We start from the raw sequence: 16,970 nt of genomic DNA, 5'->3' as shown, positions 1-16,970 counted from the left end.
TGACTCACAAACTCACCTTCCGCTCGATCCCCCGAAAAGCTGCCCGCTCCCGCATCAGCTCAATGAGCTGCACATTGGAAAGCTCCGGTCGTTCCACCAGCAATGCCGCCAGATGCCCGCAAAAAGCCGCACACCCCAGGCTCGCCCCGGAACGCCCGCCGACCTTCACCGCCGCGCCAAAATCCGCCTGCGGACTATCCAGCCACGACCACTCTTTTTCACTGCAGCGCGCATCACCCGTCACCCGAATTACACCGGGATAGGCCGCTGGAAACACCGCTTCACCCCGCGCCGGGCTGGACGCACAAACGATCACGCCAGCTTCGACCAGTTCCGCCACGGCATCACGCAGGATTGGCCGATCCTGGCGCACGCCCAGGCTCAGGTTGATCACCCGCACGCCCTGCTCACCGAGCCAGTGCAACGCGGCGGCGATCTGCAAGGGGCTGGTCACGCCGCGTTCGTCGAAGACCTGTGCAACAGACAGGCGAGCATCCGGCGCACGGGTAAGGACGGCTTCGCAGACAGCGCTTCCGTGGCCAAGGGCATCCACCTGGAATTCGCCTTCAGCATGGCCGGTGTCGGTGAGGAAGAAACGGCGCGCAGCGCTGACGCTCGCTGACTGCGACTCGGCAAAACCGCTATCGACCACCCCAACCCGCAGCTCAGGCCTCATGTCGCTGCACCGGCTGCGCTGCGCGCACGCGCATCTGTCCGTCCTGCAATTCCAGGTACAGGTCGGCGGCGGCCAACGTCGAAGTACGGTGGCTGATCAGCAATCGCGTACGCCCGGCAAACAACTGGTCGATGGCCGCGATCACCTCGCGCTCGGTGCTCTCGTCCACCTGCGACGTGGCCTCGTCCAGCACCAGAATCAGCGGGTCCTGCAGCAGCGCACGGGCAATGGCGATGCGTTGCTTCTGCCCACCGGACAGCTGCTGGCCGCGCTCGCCCAGCGGGCTGTCGAGGCCTTCGGGCAGGCTGGCGATCAGGCTGTCCAGCTGCGCGGCGCGAGCAGCCTTCTCGATGGCCTCGCGGCTCGACTCGGGTGCGCTGTAGGCCAGGTTGTCTGCGAGGCTGCCGCGGAACAGCACGATGTCCTGGCTGACCACCGCCACGCGCCGGCGCAGGGCTTGCAGGTCGAGCTCGCGCAAGTCGACGCCGTCGAGCAGGATGCTGCCTTGGTCGGGGTCGTAGAAGCGCTGCAGCAGGTCGATCAGGGTGCTTTTGCCAACGCCGGACGGGCCGCTCAGCGCGACCTTGAGGCCGGCAGGAATCACCGCCTGCACGTCCTGCAAAACGGCTTGCGCACGGCCAGGCCAGGCGTAGCTCAGGTTCTCCAGGCGCAGCTCGCCAATCGCAGGCATGGCCCGTGGAGTGACCGGTGAAACGATGCTGGCTTCCTCGCCGCGCAGTTCCATCACCCGGCCAAGGCTGACCGTCATGCGCTGCAACGCGACATACAGGCCGAGCAGGCTCTGCACCGGCCCGATGGCCATGCCCAGGTACGTGGAAAAGGCGATCAGCGAACCCAGTTGCCAGGTGCCCTGCACCACCCAGTAACCGCCGACCAGGAAGGCGCAGGCGCGGGACAGCGACATCAGCGTGCCCGGCACGGCCTGGGTGAAGAACTCGGTGAGTTGCAGGCGCAGCAGCTGGCCCAGATAGCCCTGCCCCAGGCCTTCCAGGCGCCCGGCTTCGCGGTTCTGCTGGCCGGCGGACTGGATGAACTTCATCGCCGGCAAGGTCTCGACGAAGAACGACGAGAGGTCCGCCGAACGCTCGCGCAGCCCGCGCGCTTCGCGCTCGACCTTGCGCCGCATCCAGCGCAGCCAGAGCACGTCCAGGGGAATCAGCAGCGCCACCAGCAGCGACAATTGCCAGGACAGCGTGAGCAGCAGCGCCAATGCACCGATCAGCCCGATCACGCTGGAGACGGCGGAGAACAGCGAGTCCACGGCGAAGCGCTGGATTTCCGCGACGTCGCCATCCAGCCGGGACATCAGGTCGCCGATGCGACGGCGGCCGAAGAAACTCGGTGAGAGGGTCTGCAGGTGGCGATACAGCGCATCGCGCAGGGAGAACAGGATGCGCCCGGACAGCCGCGTGTGCAGAAAGCGGTTGAGCCCGGACAGCGCGGTACCTACCAGACCGACGACGATCATCGCCATGGCCACCGTCACCAGCACCGGGAAGTTTTTCGCCAGCAGGCCGTCGTCGATCAGCGTCTTGGTCAGCCAGGGCTGCGCCAGCACCAGCAGGGATGCGCAGAACGACAATCCGAGAAGCCCGGCAATCGCCAGTTTATGCGGCTTCACGAAGCCGTACAGCCAGCGCAGCGAAGCCTTGAGTTGCTGCGGGTCTTCGCTGTCGATCAGGCGGGTGAAGAACATCAGCCCACCTTGAGTTGCTTGAGCTTGCGGTACAGCGTGGCGCGGCTGATGCCCAGCGCGTCGGCGGCGGCGGAGACGTTGCCCTGGTGACGTTCCAGCGCCTGGCGGATCAGCTCCAGTTCGTTCTCGCGGATGCTGCCACTCTGCGGGCGTTCGCCGACGCTGAGTTCGTCCAGGGTGCTGTCGGGCAAGTGGTCGAGACTCAGTTCCTCCTCGCCCTCCTCGCGCATGGCCAGCGCGGTGCGCAGGACCATTTCCAGCTGGCGGATGTTGCCCGGCCAATGGTATTCGCGCAGCAGGCCGAGCAGTTCGGCGGAGAGTTTCACCTTGAGTGCGCCCAGGCGTGCCAGTAGACATCTGGCGAGCTCGGCGAGGTCGTCGCGTTCGCGCAGCGCCGGCAGCTTCACGCTGATGCCGTTGACGCGGTAGTAGAGGTCCTCGCGGAAGTGCTTTTCTTCTACCAGGCGCTTGAGGTCACGGTGGGTGGCGCAGATCAGCGCGACGTCGATGTCCTGCTCTTCGCCGGCGCCCAGCGGCGCTACCTTGCGTTCCTGTAGCACGCGCAGCAGTCGCGCCTGCAGTGCCAGCGGCATATCGCCGATTTCGTCGAGGAACAGCGTGCCGCCGTGGGCCTGTTGTAGCCGGCCGACCATGCCGCCACGCCGCGATCCGGTGAAGGCGCCGTCGCGGTAACCAAAGAGTTCGGATTCGATCAGGCCCTCTGGAATCGCCGCGCAGTTCACCGCGACGAAGGGTTTGTCGCTGCGCGCGCTGGCCTGGTGCAGGGCACGGGCCACCACTTCCTTGCCGCTGCCGGTTTCGCCCAGCAGCAGTACCGGCAGTTCGTTCACCAGCCCCTGGCGCGCCATGCGCAGGGCGCGGGCATAGCGCGGATGATTGCCGGCAAGGGCTTCAAGTTCGGGACCGGCCGCCGGGCGCGGCGCGCGGGCACTGACCGGCACCGCATGGCTGCGCAGCGGCGCCTGCAGGGTCTTGTAGAACAACTCGCCCTTGGGCGTCTGCAGGCTGCCCACGCCGCCCTGGTAGAGCCGCGCAATAAGCTGCTCGCCGCGCAGGCCGAGGAAGTCTTCGCTACGCCGGCCGACGAGGGATTCACGGTTGGCGCCGAGCAGTTGGCAGGCCTGCCCGCTGACGGCCAGCACCTTGCCGTCCAGCCCCAGCGCCAGCAGGCCTTGCCAGGCTGAGTCGAGGTACTGGCGACGGTAATGGAAGGCGATCACCACCTGCCCCGGATGGCTGACGGCGAACAGCCGCGCCTCGATCTGGAACACCGCGAGGCTGAGCAGCGAGAGGCTTTCCCGCGGGCCGGAAAGCGGTCCTTCGCGAGTCATGTCGAGCACGCCGAGCAACGTGCCCTGCGGCCCTTCAATGGGCACCGAGGTGCAGGAGAAACGGCTCAGGCGGTCGAGGAAGTGCTCGCCGCAATCGATCTGCGTGGCGCGCCTTTCCACCAGCGCGGTACCCAGCGCATTGGTGCCGCGCGAGGCTTCGCTCCAGCAGGCGCCCTGGACGATGTCGGCCAGGCCCTTGCTCTGCATGCGCTCGCGCGCGCCTTCGACGGAAAGAATGGTGGCGTCGGCGTTGGCCAGGATGATCACGCCGTCGTGGCCCTGGCGCTGTTGCAGGTAATCGAGCTCGGGAGTTGCCGCGTCCAGCAACAGGCGGTTACCGGCCAGCAGCACGTCGGGTTTGACCCGTGTATCGAGCCCATGCTCGGTGCCGTTGGAGCAGTCCAGGCCATGGCCCAGGCTGCGCCGCCAGGAAGCGTCGATCTCCTCGCGGAGCACGCCGCTAGGCACTTCGCCCTCCTGTTGCAGGTGTTCACGGGCAAGGTGGGCTTCGCGCAGCAGGTCGCTGTTTATTGTTCTTGTGGTCATGCATCGCTCCGGTAGGTTCCGCGCCCTCTTTGAGGGCACGGAACTCGCAGGCTGGTCAGGGCTGTGTACACCCGCTGGCGGCGTCCGTAAAGGGGAAGCCCCCGGTAGGAAGGTTAGTCCTCAGACGCGAGGCAATTCCCGCGCCAGAGAAGCTTGCCGGACCTTTCCAAAACCTTCCTACGCCGCATTCGCGTTGTATTGACAGTGACCCAAGGCAGGTTTACGTTAACGTAAAGGTAAACAACCAGGCAAGAGCATTCCATGTCCACGACCTACACCATCTCCGAGCTGGCCCGCGAACTGGATGTCACCACCCGTGCCATCCGCTTCTACGAGGAGCAAGGCATGCTCAGCCCCGAACGCCGTGGCCAGGAGCGCATCTACAGCGCCAAGGACCTGGTGGCGCTGAAGCTGATCCTGCGCGGCAAGCGCATCGGCTTCTCGCTGGCCGAGTGCAAGGAACTGATCGACCTCTACGACCCCAGCAGCGGCAACACCAGGCAGCTGCAGACCTTCCTCGACAAGATCACCGCGCGCCGCGCGCAGCTGGAACAGCAACTGCTCGACATCGAGCAGATGAAACTGGAACTGGACACGGCCGAGGAGCGCTGCCTGGCGGCCATGGCCGAGACCGACAAACCCCGCAAGCAGCGCGCCACGAGCTGATCTCGCCGCCCTGCCCGCTCTCTCATCCGATTACAAATACAAGTACAGGTGATTCCATGAGCTACCCCTCCCTCAACTTCGGCCTCGGCGAAACCATCGACATGCTGCGCGAGCAGGTGCAGGGCTTCGTCGCCAGCGAACTCGCCCCGCGCGCCGCGCAGATCGATGCGGACAACCTGTTCCCCATGGACATGTGGAAGAAGTTCGGCGACATGGGCCTGCTCGGCATCACCGTCGCGGAGGAATATGGCGGCGCCAACATGGGTTACCTGGCCCACGTCATCGCCATCGAGGAAATCAGCCGTGGCTCGGCGTCGGTCGGCCTGTCCTACGGCGCGCACTCCAACCTGTGCGTCAACCAGATCAAGCGCAACGGCTCGGCCTCCCAGAAGGCCAAGTACCTGCCCAAGCTGATCAGCGGCGAGCACATCGGCGCCCTGGCCATGAGCGAGCCCAACGCCGGCTCCGACGTCGTATCGATGAAGCTGCGTGCCGAGAAGCGCGGCGACCGCTTCGTCCTCAATGGCAGCAAGACCTGGATCACCAACGGCCCGGACGCCAACACCTACGTGATCTACGCCAAGACCGAGCCGGAGAAAGGCGCCCACGGCATCACCGCATTCATCGTCGAGCGCGACTGGAAAGGCTTCAGCCGTGGCAGCAAGTTCGACAAGCTGGGCATGCGCGGCTCGAACACCTGCGAGCTGTTCTTCGATGACGTGGAAGTGCCGGAAGAGAACGTGCTGGGCGCGGTCAATGGCGGCGTGAAGGTGCTGATGAGCGGCCTGGACTACGAGCGCGTGGTCCTCGCCGGCGGCCCGATCGGCATCATGCAGGCCTGCATGGACGTGATCGTCCCCTACATCCACGACCGCAAGCAGTTCGGCCAGAGCATCGGCGAGTTCCAGCTGATCCAGGGCAAGGTCGCCGACATGTACACCCAGCTCAACGCCAGCCGCGCCTATCTGTATGCCGTGGCCCAGGCCTGTGACCGTGGCGAGACCACCCGCAAGGACGCCGCCGGGGTGATTCTCTACACCGCCGAACGCGCCACCCAGATGGCCCTGGACGCCATCCAGATCCTCGGCGGGAATGGTTACATCAACGAATTCCCCACCGGCCGCCTGCTGCGCGACGCCAAGCTCTACGAGATCGGCGCCGGCACCAGCGAAATCCGCCGCATGCTGATCGGCCGCGAGCTGTTCAACGAGACCCGCTGATCCTGCTCTTGTAGGAGCGAGCTTGCTCGCGAACCGGCCCCGCTACGGAGGTTGTTCGCGAGCAAGGGCCAGGCGCCCCCCTCGCTCCTACAGATCCCTTCCCGCTCGTGGAGACGCCATGACCATCCTCGGCACCCAACTCAACACCCGTTCCCCGGAATACGCCGCCAACGCCGCGACCATGCTGGAGAACGTCCAGGACCTGCGCGCCGTCCTCGGCCGCGTCCACGAAGGCGGCGGCGCCGCCGCCCAGGCCAAGCACACTGCGCGCGGCAAGCTGTTGGTGCGCGAGCGCATCAACCGCCTGCTCGACGCCGGCTCGCCCTTCCTCGAAGTCTCTGCCCTCGCCGCCCATGAGGTGTACGGCGAAGACGTCGCCGCCGCCGGCGTGGTCGCCGGCATCGGCCGCGTGGAAGGCGTGGAATGCATGATCGTCGGCAACGACGCCACGGTGAAAGGCGGCAGCTACTACCCGCTGACCGTGAAGAAGCACCTGCGCGCCCAGACCATCGCTCAGCAGAACCGCCTGCCGTGCATCTACCTGGTGGACTCGGGCGGCGCCAACCTGCCGCGCCAGGACGAGGTGTTCCCCGACCGCGAACACTTCGGCCGCATCTTCTTCAACCAGGCCAACATGAGCGCTCAGGGCATCCCGCAGATCGCCGTAGTGATGGGTTCCTGCACCGCCGGCGGCGCCTACGTGCCGGCGATGAGCGACGAGACCATCATGGTGCGCAACCAGGCCACCATCTTCCTCGCCGGCCCGCCGCTGGTAAAAGCCGCCACCGGTGAAGTGGTGAGCGCCGAGGACCTGGGTGGCGCCGACGTGCACTGCAAGACCTCGGGCGTCGCCGACCACTACGCCGAGGACGACGAACACGCGCTGGCCATCGCCCGCCGCTGCATCGCCAACCTCAACTGGACCAAGCAGGGCAAGCTCAACACCCGTGCCCCGCGCGCGCCGCTGTACGCCGCCGACGAGCTGTACGGCGTGATCCCGGTGGACAGCAAGCAGCCCTTCGACGTGCGCGAGATCATCGCGCGGCTGGTCGACGGCAGCGAATTCGACGAGTTCAAGGCGCTGTTCGGCACCACCCTGGTGTGCGGCTTCGCCCACCTGCATGGCTACCCGGTAGCGATTCTCGCAAACAACGGCATCCTCTTCGCCGAGGCCGCGCAGAAAGGCGCGCACTTCATCGAACTGGCCTGCCAGCGCGGCATCCCGCTGGTGTTCCTGCAGAACATCACCGGCTTCATGGTCGGCCAGAAGTACGAGGCCGGCGGCATCGCCAAGCACGGCGCCAAGCTGGTCACCGCGGTGGCCTGCGCCCAGGTGCCGAAGTTCACCGTGATCATCGGCGGCAGCTTCGGCGCCGGTAACTACGGCATGTGCGGCCGCGCCTACGACCCGCGCTTCCTGTGGATGTGGCCCAACGCGCGGATCGGCGTGATGGGCGGCGAACAGGCTGCCGGCGTGCTGGCCCAGGTCAAGCGCGAGCAGGCCGAACGCGCCGGCAACGCGCTGTCCGCCGAGGACGAGGCGAAGATCAAGGCGCCGATCCTCGAACAGTACGAGCGCCAGGGTCACCCCTACTACTCCAGCGCCCGCCTGTGGGACGACGGCGTGATCGATCCGGCGCAGACCCGCGACGTGCTCGGCCTCGCCCTCTCCGCTTCGCTCAACGCGCCTGTCGAAGCGACCCGCTTCGGCGTCTTCCGCATGTAAGGCCGCTGCCATGACCGACTATCAGACTTTCTCTTTTGAGAGCATCGAGCTCGATATCGACCCACGCGGCGTCGCCAGCCTGTGGCTGAACCGCCCGGAGAAGAACAACGCCTTCAACGCCCAGACCATCACCGAGCTGATCCAGGCGCTGGGCGCCGTGGCCAACGACGACCGCGTACGCCTCGTCGTGCTGCGCGGCCGTGGCCGCCACTTCTGCGGCGGCGCGGACCTGGCGTGGATGCAGGAGTCCGTGAAGCTGGACTACCAGGGCAACCTGAACGACGCCCAGCAGCTCGCGGAGTTGCTCTACAACCTCCACCAACTGAAGAAGCCGACCCTCGCCATCGTCCAGGGCGCGGCGTTTGGCGGCGGTGTCGGCCTGGCCGCCTGCTGCGACATGGTGCTGGCCGCCGAGGATGCGCAGTTCTGTCTGTCCGAAGTGCGCATCGGCCTGATCCCGGCGACCATCGCCCCGTTCGTCACCAAGGCCATCGGCCAGCGCGCCGCGACTCGCTACGCCATGACCGCCGAGCGTTTCAGCGGCATCCGTGCCCGCGAACTGGGCCTGGTCGACGAGCACTACCCGGCCGCCGAACTGGACGATGAGGCCGAGGCCTGGATCGCCAACCTGATGAACAACAGCCCGGCGGCGCTGGTCGCCTGCAAGGCGCTGTTCCAGGAAATCGGCGCCGGCGAACTCACCCCCGAACGCCGCCGCTACACCGAAGCCGCCATCGCCCGCATCCGCATCAGCCCCGAGGGGCAGGAAGGCCTGCACGCCTTCCTGGAAAAACGCAAACCGGCCTGGCAGGAGCAAGTCTGATGAAGAAGATCGATACCCTGCTGGTGGCCAACCGCGGCGAAATCGCCTGCCGCGTGATGCGCACCGCCAAGGCCCTGGGCCTGACTACCGTGGCCGTGCACAGCGCTACCGACCGCAACGCCCGCCACGTTGAAGAGGCGGACATCGCCATCGACCTGGGCGGCGCCAAGCCCGCTGAAAGCTACCTGCGCGCGGACGCCGTGCTGGCCGCCGCGAAAGCTGCCGGCGCCCAGGCCATCCACCCCGGCTACGGCTTCCTCTCGGAAAACGCCGGGTTTGCCCGCGCCTGCGAAGAGGCCGGGCTGATCTTCCTCGGCCCGCCGGCCAGCGCCATCGACGCAATGGGCAGCAAGTCCGCTGCCAAGGCGCTGATGGAAACCGCCGGCGTGCCGCTGGTGCCCGGCTACCACGGCGAGGCGCAGGACTACGCCACCTTCCAGCGCGAAGCCCAGCGCATCGGCTACCCGGTGCTGCTCAAGGCCGCCGCCGGTGGCGGTGGCAAAGGCATGAAGGTCGTCGAGCGCGAGGCCGAACTGGCCGAGGCGCTGGAATCCGCCCAGCGTGAAGCGCAGTCCGGCTTCGGCGACTCGCGCATGCTGGTGGAGAAGTACCTGACCAAGCCGCGCCACGTGGAAATCCAGGTGTTCGCCGACCAGCACGGCCACTGCCTGTACCTCAACGAGCGCGACTGCTCGATCCAGCGCCGCCACCAGAAAGTCGTCGAGGAAGCGCCGGCACCGGGCCTCTCCGCCGAGCTGCGCGCCGCCATGGGCGAGTCCGCTGTACGCGCGGCCCAGGCCATCGGCTACGTCGGCGCCGGCACCGTGGAGTTCCTCTACGACGAAGGCAGCGGCCAGTTCTTCTTCATGGAAATGAACACCCGCCTGCAGGTGGAACACCCGGTCACCGAAGCCATCACCGGCCTCGACCTGGTCGCCTGGCAGATCCGCGTCGCCCGTGGCGAGCCGCTGCCGATCACCCAGGAACAGGTTCCGCTGAACGGCCACGCCATCGAAGTGCGCCTCTACGCCGAAGACCCCGAAGGCGGCTTCCTGCCCGCCAGCGGCCATCTCGCGCTGTACCGCGAACCCGCCGCCGGCCCCGGCCGTCGCACCGACAGCGGTATCCGCGAGGGCGACGACATCTCACCGTTCTACGACCCGATGCTGGCCAAGCTGATCGCCTGGGGCGAGAACCGCGAGGAAGCGCGCCAGCGCCTGCTGTCGATGCTGGCGGAAACCGCCGTTGGCGGCTTCAAGACCAACCTGGCCTTCCTGCGCCGCGTGCTGGCCCACCCGGCCTTCGCCGAGGGCGAACTGGACACCGGCTTCATCGCCCGTTACCAGGACACCCTGCTGCCCGCTCCGACCGCACTGCCCGAGCGCTTCTGGCAACTGGCCGGCGAAGCCTGGGTGCAAAGCGAAGCCGCCCGCGTGCGCGGCGATGACGCCCATTCGCCCTGGTCCGCCCAGAGCGGTTGGCGCAGCGGCCTGCCGGGCGAGACCGACCTGCACCTGCTGGCCAAGGGTGAATCGCAAGTGGTGCGCCTGCGCCATGCCGATGGGCAGCGCATCGCCCAGCTCGATGGTCAGTGGCTGGACGTGAAGGACGGCGAGATTCGCCGCCGCCATCAGGTGATCCGCCGTGGCGACAGCCTCTACCTGGAGTGGAACGGTGAGTTGGTCAACGTGCAGCGTTTCGACGCCATCGCCGAGGCCGAAGCCGCGCATTCGCACCAGGGCGGCCTGGGCGCGCCGATGAACGGCAGCATCGTGCGCATCCTGGTCGAACCCGGCCAGAGCGTCGAAGCCGGCGCCGCGCTGGTGGTGCTCGAAGCCATGAAGATGGAACACAGCATTCGCGCGCCGCACGCTGGCGTGGTGAAATCGCTGTATTGCAGCGAAGGCGAGCTGGTGTCGGAAGGCACGGCGCTGGTCGAACTGGAAGAAGCGCCGGCCTGACGCTGGCTTTTGTAGGGCGCATAACGCGCCAGCGTTATCCGCCGCGAGACAACGGCGGATAACGCGTTCCGCTTTATGCGCCCTACCTGGCTGATTGATGCCGAAACAACTTTTGTAGGAGCGAGCTTGCTCGCGAACCCGCTTCACTCCGATCCCTTCGGGTGCAATGCGTTCGCGAGCAAGCTCGCTCCTACAGGAAGAGCCGCCCTTCGCACGAATCCAACGAGGACAAGTCATGACCCTGCCCCAATCCGTCCGTTTGGTCGAAGTCGGCCCGCGCGACGGCCTGCAGAACGAGAAACAACCCATCGCCGTGGCCGACAAGGTTCGCCTGGTCGATGACCTCACCGCCGCCGGCCTGGGCTACATCGAGGTCGGCAGCTTCGTATCACCCAAGTGGGTGCCGCAGATGGCCGGTTCGGCGGAAGTCTTCGCCGGCATCCAGCAGAAGGCCGGCGTCACCTACGCTGCCCTGGCGCCGAACCTCAAGGGCTTCGAGGCCGCGCTGGAATCGCAAGTGAAGGAAGTCGCGGTGTTCGCCGCCGCCTCCGAGGCCTTCTCGCAGAAGAACATCAACTGTTCCATCAAGGAGAGCCTGGAGCGCTTCGTGCCGATCATGGAAGCGGCGCGCCAGCACGGTGTGCGCGTGCGCGGCTACGTCTCCTGCGTGCTTGGTTGCCCCTACCAGGGCGAGGTGGACGTGGCGCAGGTCGCCGCCGTCGCCGAAGAACTGCACGCCATGGGCTGCTACGAAGTCTCACTGGGCGACACCATCGGCGTCGGCACCGCCGGCGCCACCCGGCACATGTTCGACGTCGTCGGCCAGAGCGTACCGCGCGCGCAACTGGCCGGGCACTTCCATGACACCTACGGCCAGGCCACGGCGAACATCTACGCCAGCCTGCTGGAAGGCATCGCCGTGTTCGACAGCTCGGTCGCAGGCCTCGGCGGCTGCCCCTACGCCAAGGGCGCCACCGGCAACGTCGCCACCGAAGACGTGCTCTACCTGCTCAACGGCCTGGGCATCCACACCGGCATCGACCTGGACAAGCTGATCGACGCCGGCCAGCGCATCTGCGCCGTGCTCGACAAGCCGAACGGCTCGCGGGTGGCCAAGGCGCAGTTGTCCAAACGCTAAGGCGCCTGCCTGAACCTGTAGGAGCGAGCTTGCTCGCGAACACCCCCGCTGCGGGCCCGGTTCGCGAGCAAGGACAAGGCGCCCCTCGCTCCTACAAAAGCCTTCCGCTTCTCCTACATCTCGGCGTCCCGTGCCACACTGGTTCGAAAGAAAAACCGGACGGACGCCCAAGATGACCCCATTGTGGACCCCCTCCCCCGAACGCATCACCGCCACCCGCATGGACGCCTTCCGCCGCAAGGTGGCGCAGCGGCATGGGCTCGACCTGCCCGACTATGCCGCCCTGCACGCCTGGAGCATCGCCGAGCGCGAGGCCTTCTGGCTGGCGATCGTCGATACCTTCGGCGTGCAATTCCACGAGGCGCCCACAGCGGTCCTCGAGGAAGGCCCGGAAATGCCCGATGCGCGCTGGTTCCCCGGCGCCACCCTGAACTTCGCCGAACATCTGCTGCGCCGCCGCGACCACCAGCCGGCGCTGATCGCCATCAGCGAGGACGAGCGCCGCGAGGTGATCAGCCACGCCGAACTGGCCGCACAGGTCGCCGGCCTGCAACGCGCGCTGCGTGAAGCCGGCGTGGGCGTCGGCGACCGCGTCGCGGCCTTCATGCCCAACACCTGGCAGACCGTGGTCGGCATGCTCGCCACCACCAGCCTCGGCGCTACCTGGTCGAGCTGCTCGCCGGACTTCGGCACCCAGGGCGTGATCGACCGCTTCGGCCAGATCGAACCCAAGGTGCTGATCGCCTGCGCCGGCTACCGCTACGCCGGCAAGGTGCTGGACCTGACCGCCAAGCTCAACGAAATCCTTGCCCAGCTGCCGAGCCTGGAGCAGTTGCTGATCGTCCCCTACGCCAACGGCCACGCCCGCCGCACGGACTTCCAGACCCCGGCGCGGGTCAGCCTCTGGCAGGACTTCTTCCACAGTGGCGGCGAGCCCGTGTTCACCCCGGTGCCGTTCGACCACCCTCTGTACATCCTCTACTCCTCCGGCACCACCGGCGTGCCCAAGTGCATCGTGCATGGCGCTGGCGGCGTGCTGCTGCAGCACCTGAAAGAACACGGCCTGCACGTCGACCTGGGCCAGGACGACACGCTGTTCTACTACACCACCTGCGGCTGGATGATGTGGAACTGGCTGGTCTCCGGCCTGGCCGTCGGCGCCACGCTGGTACTCTATGACGGCTCGCCCTTCCACCCCCGCCCGGAACGGCTGATGGACCTGATCGACGCCGAACACATCAGCGTCTTCGGTACCAGCGCCAAATACATCGCCGCGCTGGAAAAGGCCAATGTGCGACCGCGCCTGACCCACTCGCTGGAACAACTGAAGGCCCTCCTCTCCACCGGCTCGCCGCTGGCCCATGAGAGCTTCGACTACGTCTACCGCGATGTGAAAACCGACCTCTGCCTGTCGTCGATTTCCGGCGGCACCGACATCGTTTCCTGCTTCGCCCTCGGCAACCCGACTGCGCCGGTGTGGCGCGGCGAGCTGCAATGCAAGGGCCTGGGCATGGCGGTGGAAGTCTGGGGCGATGCCGGCAAACCGGTGCGTGGCGAGAAAGGCGAGCTGGTCTGCGTACGGCACTTCCCGTCGATCCCGGTGGGCTTCTGGAACGACGAGGACAACGGGAAGTTCCTTGATGCCTACTTCGCCACCTTCCCTGGCGTCTGGGCCCATGGCGACTACGCCGAGGAAACCGAACACGGCGGCCTGGTGATCCACGGTCGCTCTGACGCCGTGCTCAACCCCGGCGGCGTACGCATCGGTACCGCGGAAATCTACCGCCAGGTGGAAAAGATCGAGCAGGTGCTGGAGTCCATCGCCATCGGCCAGGACTGGCAGGGCGACGTGCGCGTGGTGTTGTTCGTACGCCTGCGCGAAGGCGTGGAGCTCGATGAAACGCTGCAGGAGCGCATCCGCCAGAACATCCGCAGCAACACCACGCCGCGCCACGTGCCGGCGAAGATACTTGCGGTGACGGATATCCCCCGCACCATCAGCGGCAAGATCGTCGAACTGGCGGTGCGCAACGTCGTGCATGGGCAACCGGTGAAGAACACCGATGCGCTGGCCAATCCGCAGGCGCTGGAGTTGTTCAGGGATCGGAAGGAGCTGGAGAGCTGAACTGGTGGTTGGGTAGAGGCACAGCATGGGTATCGCTTCGCTCCACCCATCCTACGAGAACCCAACCCACGGCATGCGCCTGCGATCGCCACATGAGACGCTCATACATAAGCAGACAGACCTCCGGATGCGTGGTCCGGAGGCCGTTGTGTAGGATGGGTGGAGCGAAGCGATACCCATCAATCCCGGAACGGGTTACTCGTCCAGCGACTCGGTACCCAGCTCGTCCCACACCGCTTCGGCAAGGTGGAAGGTAGCGTTGGCGGCGGGAATGCCGCAGTAGATCGCGCTCTGCAGCAGCACTTCCTTGATCTCCTCGCGGGTCACGCCATTGTTGCGCGCAGCGCGCAGGTGCAGCTTGAGCTCGCCCTCGCGGTTCATGCCGATCAGCATGGCGATGGTGATCAGGCTGCGCGTATGGCGCGGCAGGCCGGGGCGGGTCCAGATGTCACCCCAGGCGTGGCGGGTGATCATTTCCTGGAACTCTTCGTTGAAGTCCGTGCGCTTCTCCAGGCTGCGGTCGACATGGGCATCGCCCAGCACCGCGCGGCGGACCTGCATGCCGACTTCGTAGCGTTCTTTCTCGTCCATCTCTAACTCCGATGTTGACCTGTAGGACCGAGGGGGCGCCTGGCCCTTGCTCGCGAACAAGCCCCGCAGGGGGGCTTGGGTTCGCGAGCAAGCTCGCTCCTACGAAGAGTAATTACGCGCGCAGGAAGGCCAGCACACGCTGGCTGAAGGCATCGCCTGCCTGCACATTGGACAGGTGCGCGGCGCGGAACTCCACCAGCTCGGCGCCGTGAATGCGTGCCTGCAGGAAGCGGCCGTCCTCGGTGGTGGTCACCGGGTCGGCGGCGCCGCAGACCACCAGGGTCGGTGCGCTGATCGCGCCGATCTCGCCACGGAAATCGGCGTCACGCACAGCGGCGCAGTTGGCCGCGTAACCTTCCGGCGAGGTCTGCGCCAGCATGCCGACGATGGCCTCGACCTTGCCCGGCTCAGCCTCGGCGAAATCGGCAGTGAACCAGCGCGAGATGGAGGCATCGCGCAGGTTGCGCATCGCTTCGGCCCCACCGCTGAGCACGGTGTCGATGCGCGGGTTCCAGACGTCCGGCGTACCGATCTTGGCGGCGGTGTTGCAAAGCACCAGCCGCGAGAGACGCTCTGGCGCATGGATGCCCAGCCATTGGCCGATCAGACCGCCCATGGACAGGCCGCAGAAATGCGCACGCGGGATGTCCAGCGCGTCCAGCAGCGCCAGCACGTCGCGGCCGTTCTGCTCGACGCTGTAGGGGCCGGGGGTGACCAGCGAAGCGCCGTGGCCACGGGTGTCGTAGCGCAGCACGCGGAAGTGTTCGGCGAAGGCCGCGACCTGCGCGTCCCACATGTGCAGGTCGGTGCCCAGGGAGTTGGACAGCACCAGCACCGGCGCACCGGCCGGGCCGTCCAGTTGATAGTTCAGGTCGCCATCGGCGAGATGTACGGCAGGCATGCAAAGCTCCTATCGCGACTGTTATCGCAAAGCCAGTTATCGCAAAGAAAGTTCTTGATGTTCGGCCAGCGCGCGCTCAACCCAGCGGCGCGCCTGGCCCAGGTAATGGGCGGGATCGAGCAGGCGATCCAGCTCCTCGGTATTCAGTTGTGCAGTGACCTCGGCATTGGCGCCGAGCACCGCGCGCAGGTGCGCGCCCTCCTTCACCGCCTGCTTGCAGCACTGCTCCACCAGATGGTGGGCGGCATCACGGCCGATGCGCTGGGCCAGGGCGATGCTCACGGCTTCGGCGAGTACCAGGCCGCGGGTCAGGTCGAGGTTGGCGAGCATGCGCTGGGGATCGACTTCCAGGCCCGGCACAAGGGACAACGCCTGTTGCAGCGAACCGGAAACCAGGCAGCACAACTCCGGCAGGCTTTCCCATTCGGCGTGCCACAGGCCGAGGCTGCGTTCGTGCTCCTGCGGCATGGCGGAGAACAGCGTCGAGACCAATCCCGGCGCGCGGGTTGCTGCGCCGATCAGCACGGCAGCGCCCACCGGATTGCGCTTGTGCGGCATGGTGGAGGAGCCACCCTTGCCCGGTGCAGAAGGCTCGAAGACTTCGCCGGCTTCGGTCTGCATCAGCAGGCTGAGGTCGCGGCCGAGCTTGCCGAGGCTGCCGGCGACCAGGCCGAGCAGGCTGGCGAACTCCACCAGCCGGTCGCGCTGGGTGTGCCAGGGTTGCTCGGGCAGTTGCAGGCCCAGTTCTTCAGCGAGTGCTTCGGCCACGGCAAAGCCCTGTTCACCCAGCGCGGCGAGGCTGCCGGAGGCGCCGCCGAACTGCAGGCACAAAAGGCGAGGTTTGAGTTCCCTCAGACGCTGGCGATGGCGGGTAATCGCGCCCAGCCAGCCGGCGATCTTCATGCCGAGCGTGACCGGCGTGGCGTGTTGCAGCCAGGTGCGGCCGACCATGGGCGTGCCGGCGTGGGCTTGAGCCTGAACGGCGAGCGCGTCGGCCAACTGGGCGAGATCACTCTCCAGCAACTCGATGGCGGCACGCAGTTGCAGGACCAGTCCGGAATCCATGGCGTCCTGGCTGGTGGCGCCCAGATGCACATGGCGCTCGGCCTCGGCGTCCTCGGCGGCGATGCGCTTGCCCAGCGCCTTCACCAGCGGGATCGCGGAATTACCGGCGCTGCAGATGGCCTGGGCCAGTGCCTCGAAATCGTAGAGCTCGGCGCGACAGGCAGCGGTGATGGGTGCCACCGCGTTCGCCGGGATCACGCCAACACGGGCCTCGGCACGAGCCAGGGCAGCCTCGAAGTCGAGCATGCCCTGCACCCGGCCGTGGTCGCTGAAGATCGCGCGCATGGCGGGCTGGGTGAAGTAGGCGTCGAACAGAAGGTTGGTGCTCACGAGGCAGCTCCGGAGATCGGCGGGCGTTGTCGGGACAGTATGATCGCAGAGCAGGAGTCTGTAGCAGACTCCCATTGGCTGCGCGCAAGGGCGTCGGTTTGCGTAGGGCGAATAACGCGCCAGCGTTATCCGC

Annotated in this window: 13 protein-coding genes; 7 read left to right on the top strand and 6 right to left on the bottom strand. The window is 66.7% G+C overall.

The features are described from left to right. Window positions 1–4 precede the first annotated feature (4 nt). From qhpE to RS899_RS07925, 3 genes are read right to left on the bottom strand one after another with little or no spacing between them, the layout of a single operon-like run. Window positions 5–676 carry a subtilisin-like serine protease QhpE gene (gene qhpE, locus RS899_RS07935; protein ID WP_315809566.1) on the bottom strand — a complete coding sequence of 224 codons (672 nt, stop codon included), beginning with the start codon at window positions 674–676 and terminating at the stop codon, window positions 5–7. Further along, on the bottom strand, window positions 666–2,393 hold the full coding sequence (locus RS899_RS07930) for an ABC transporter ATP-binding protein (RefSeq protein WP_315809565.1): 1,728 nt from the start codon (window positions 2,391–2,393) through the stop codon (window positions 666–668). Before RS899_RS07930 ends, qhpE begins: the two co-directional genes overlap by 11 nt. After that, entirely contained in the window at window positions 2,393–4,291 is a 1,899-nt protein-coding gene (locus RS899_RS07925; protein ID WP_315809564.1) for a sigma-54-dependent Fis family transcriptional regulator, read from the bottom strand. The genes RS899_RS07930 and RS899_RS07925 overlap by 1 nt, the downstream gene beginning before the upstream one ends. 261 nt (window positions 4,292–4,552) lie before the next feature. On the opposite strand from RS899_RS07925, the gene RS899_RS07920 reads away from it, so the two are divergent. From RS899_RS07920 to RS899_RS07890, 7 genes are all read left to right on the top strand, one after another. Beyond that, window positions 4,553–4,957 carry a MerR family transcriptional regulator gene (locus RS899_RS07920; RefSeq protein ID WP_054907647.1) on the top strand — a complete coding sequence of 135 codons (405 nt, stop codon included), beginning with the start codon at window positions 4,553–4,555 and terminating at the stop codon, window positions 4,955–4,957. A 56-nt stretch (window positions 4,958–5,013) separates the two neighbouring features. Further along, window positions 5,014–6,177, top strand: coding sequence for an isovaleryl-CoA dehydrogenase (locus RS899_RS07915; protein WP_015477016.1), 1,164 nt, complete (start codon window positions 5,014–5,016; stop codon window positions 6,175–6,177). 118 nt (window positions 6,178–6,295) lie between these two features. Next, on the top strand, window positions 6,296–7,903 hold the full coding sequence (locus RS899_RS07910; protein ID WP_054907648.1) for a carboxyl transferase domain-containing protein: 1,608 nt from the start codon (window positions 6,296–6,298) through the stop codon (window positions 7,901–7,903). A gap of 10 nt (window positions 7,904–7,913) precedes the next feature. Further along, complete coding sequence (locus tag RS899_RS07905) at window positions 7,914–8,726, top strand: gamma-carboxygeranoyl-CoA hydratase (protein WP_315809563.1); 813 nt, start codon at window positions 7,914–7,916, stop codon at window positions 8,724–8,726. Next, entirely contained in the window at window positions 8,726–10,687 is a 1,962-nt protein-coding gene (locus RS899_RS07900) for an acetyl/propionyl/methylcrotonyl-CoA carboxylase subunit alpha (RefSeq protein ID WP_054907650.1), read from the top strand. The genes RS899_RS07905 and RS899_RS07900 overlap by 1 nt, the downstream gene beginning before the upstream one ends. 235 nt (window positions 10,688–10,922) lie before the next feature. Further along, window positions 10,923–11,825, top strand: a complete 903-nt coding sequence (locus RS899_RS07895) for a hydroxymethylglutaryl-CoA lyase (protein WP_315809562.1) — start codon at window positions 10,923–10,925, stop codon at window positions 11,823–11,825. A gap of 172 nt (window positions 11,826–11,997) precedes the next feature. Beyond that, complete coding sequence (locus RS899_RS07890) at window positions 11,998–13,950, top strand: acetoacetate--CoA ligase (protein ID WP_315809561.1); 1,953 nt, start codon at window positions 11,998–12,000, stop codon at window positions 13,948–13,950. 195 nt (window positions 13,951–14,145) lie between these two features. Here the strand turns inward: RS899_RS07890 and pcaC are convergent, their stop codons facing one another. The 3 genes from pcaC to RS899_RS07875 all read right to left on the bottom strand — a co-directional run bounded on the left by pcaC (window position 14,146) and on the right by RS899_RS07875 (window position 16,792). Continuing rightward, window positions 14,146–14,541 carry a 4-carboxymuconolactone decarboxylase gene (pcaC, locus tag RS899_RS07885; RefSeq protein WP_315809560.1) on the bottom strand — a complete coding sequence of 132 codons (396 nt, stop codon included), beginning with the start codon at window positions 14,539–14,541 and terminating at the stop codon, window positions 14,146–14,148. 112 nt (window positions 14,542–14,653) lie between these two features. Next, window positions 14,654–15,442, bottom strand: a complete 789-nt coding sequence (gene pcaD / locus RS899_RS07880) for a 3-oxoadipate enol-lactonase (protein ID WP_315809559.1) — start codon at window positions 15,440–15,442, stop codon at window positions 14,654–14,656. Between the two features lie 36 nt (window positions 15,443–15,478). Next, window positions 15,479–16,792, bottom strand: a complete 1,314-nt coding sequence (locus tag RS899_RS07875; protein ID WP_315810411.1) for a 3-carboxy-cis,cis-muconate cycloisomerase — start codon at window positions 16,790–16,792, stop codon at window positions 15,479–15,481. Window positions 16,793–16,970 lie beyond the last annotated feature (178 nt).

Origin of the sequence: Pseudomonas sp. C9-3, from assembly GCF_032392015.1 — a bacterium.
GTDB classification, from domain to species: Bacteria; Pseudomonadota; Gammaproteobacteria; order Pseudomonadales; family Pseudomonadaceae; genus Pseudomonas; species Pseudomonas nitroreducens.
Note: the sequence above shows the minus strand (reverse complement) of the source record. Positions and strands in the feature narration are given on the sequence as shown.

Excerpts from the sequence above, each read along its gene's own strand:
- qhpE (WP_315809566.1), bottom strand. The coding sequence starts at position 676 with ATGAGGCCTGAGCTGCGGGTTGGGGTGGTCGATAGCGGTTTTGCCGAG.
- pcaC (WP_315809560.1), bottom strand. The coding sequence starts at position 14,541 with ATGGACGAGAAAGAACGCTACGAAGTCGGCATGCAGGTCCGCCGCGCG.
- pcaD (WP_315809559.1), bottom strand. The coding sequence starts at position 15,442 with ATGCCTGCCGTACATCTCGCCGATGGCGACCTGAACTATCAACTGGAC.
- RS899_RS07930 (WP_315809565.1), bottom strand. The coding sequence starts at position 2,393 with ATGTTCTTCACCCGCCTGATCGACAGCGAAGACCCGCAGCAACTCAAG.
- RS899_RS07890 (WP_315809561.1), top strand. The coding sequence starts at position 11,998 with ATGACCCCATTGTGGACCCCCTCCCCCGAACGCATCACCGCCACCCGC.
- RS899_RS07910 (WP_054907648.1), top strand. The coding sequence starts at position 6,296 with ATGACCATCCTCGGCACCCAACTCAACACCCGTTCCCCGGAATACGCC.
- RS899_RS07925 (WP_315809564.1), bottom strand. The coding sequence starts at position 4,291 with ATGACCACAAGAACAATAAACAGCGACCTGCTGCGCGAAGCCCACCTT.
- RS899_RS07895 (WP_315809562.1), top strand. The coding sequence starts at position 10,923 with ATGACCCTGCCCCAATCCGTCCGTTTGGTCGAAGTCGGCCCGCGCGAC.
- RS899_RS07915 (WP_015477016.1), top strand. The coding sequence starts at position 5,014 with ATGAGCTACCCCTCCCTCAACTTCGGCCTCGGCGAAACCATCGACATG.
- RS899_RS07900 (WP_054907650.1), top strand. The coding sequence starts at position 8,726 with ATGAAGAAGATCGATACCCTGCTGGTGGCCAACCGCGGCGAAATCGCC.
- RS899_RS07905 (WP_315809563.1), top strand. The coding sequence starts at position 7,914 with ATGACCGACTATCAGACTTTCTCTTTTGAGAGCATCGAGCTCGATATC.
- RS899_RS07920 (WP_054907647.1), top strand. The coding sequence starts at position 4,553 with ATGTCCACGACCTACACCATCTCCGAGCTGGCCCGCGAACTGGATGTC.
- RS899_RS07875 (WP_315810411.1), bottom strand. The coding sequence starts at position 16,792 with ATGCGCGCGATCTTCAGCGACCACGGCCGGGTGCAGGGCATGCTCGAC.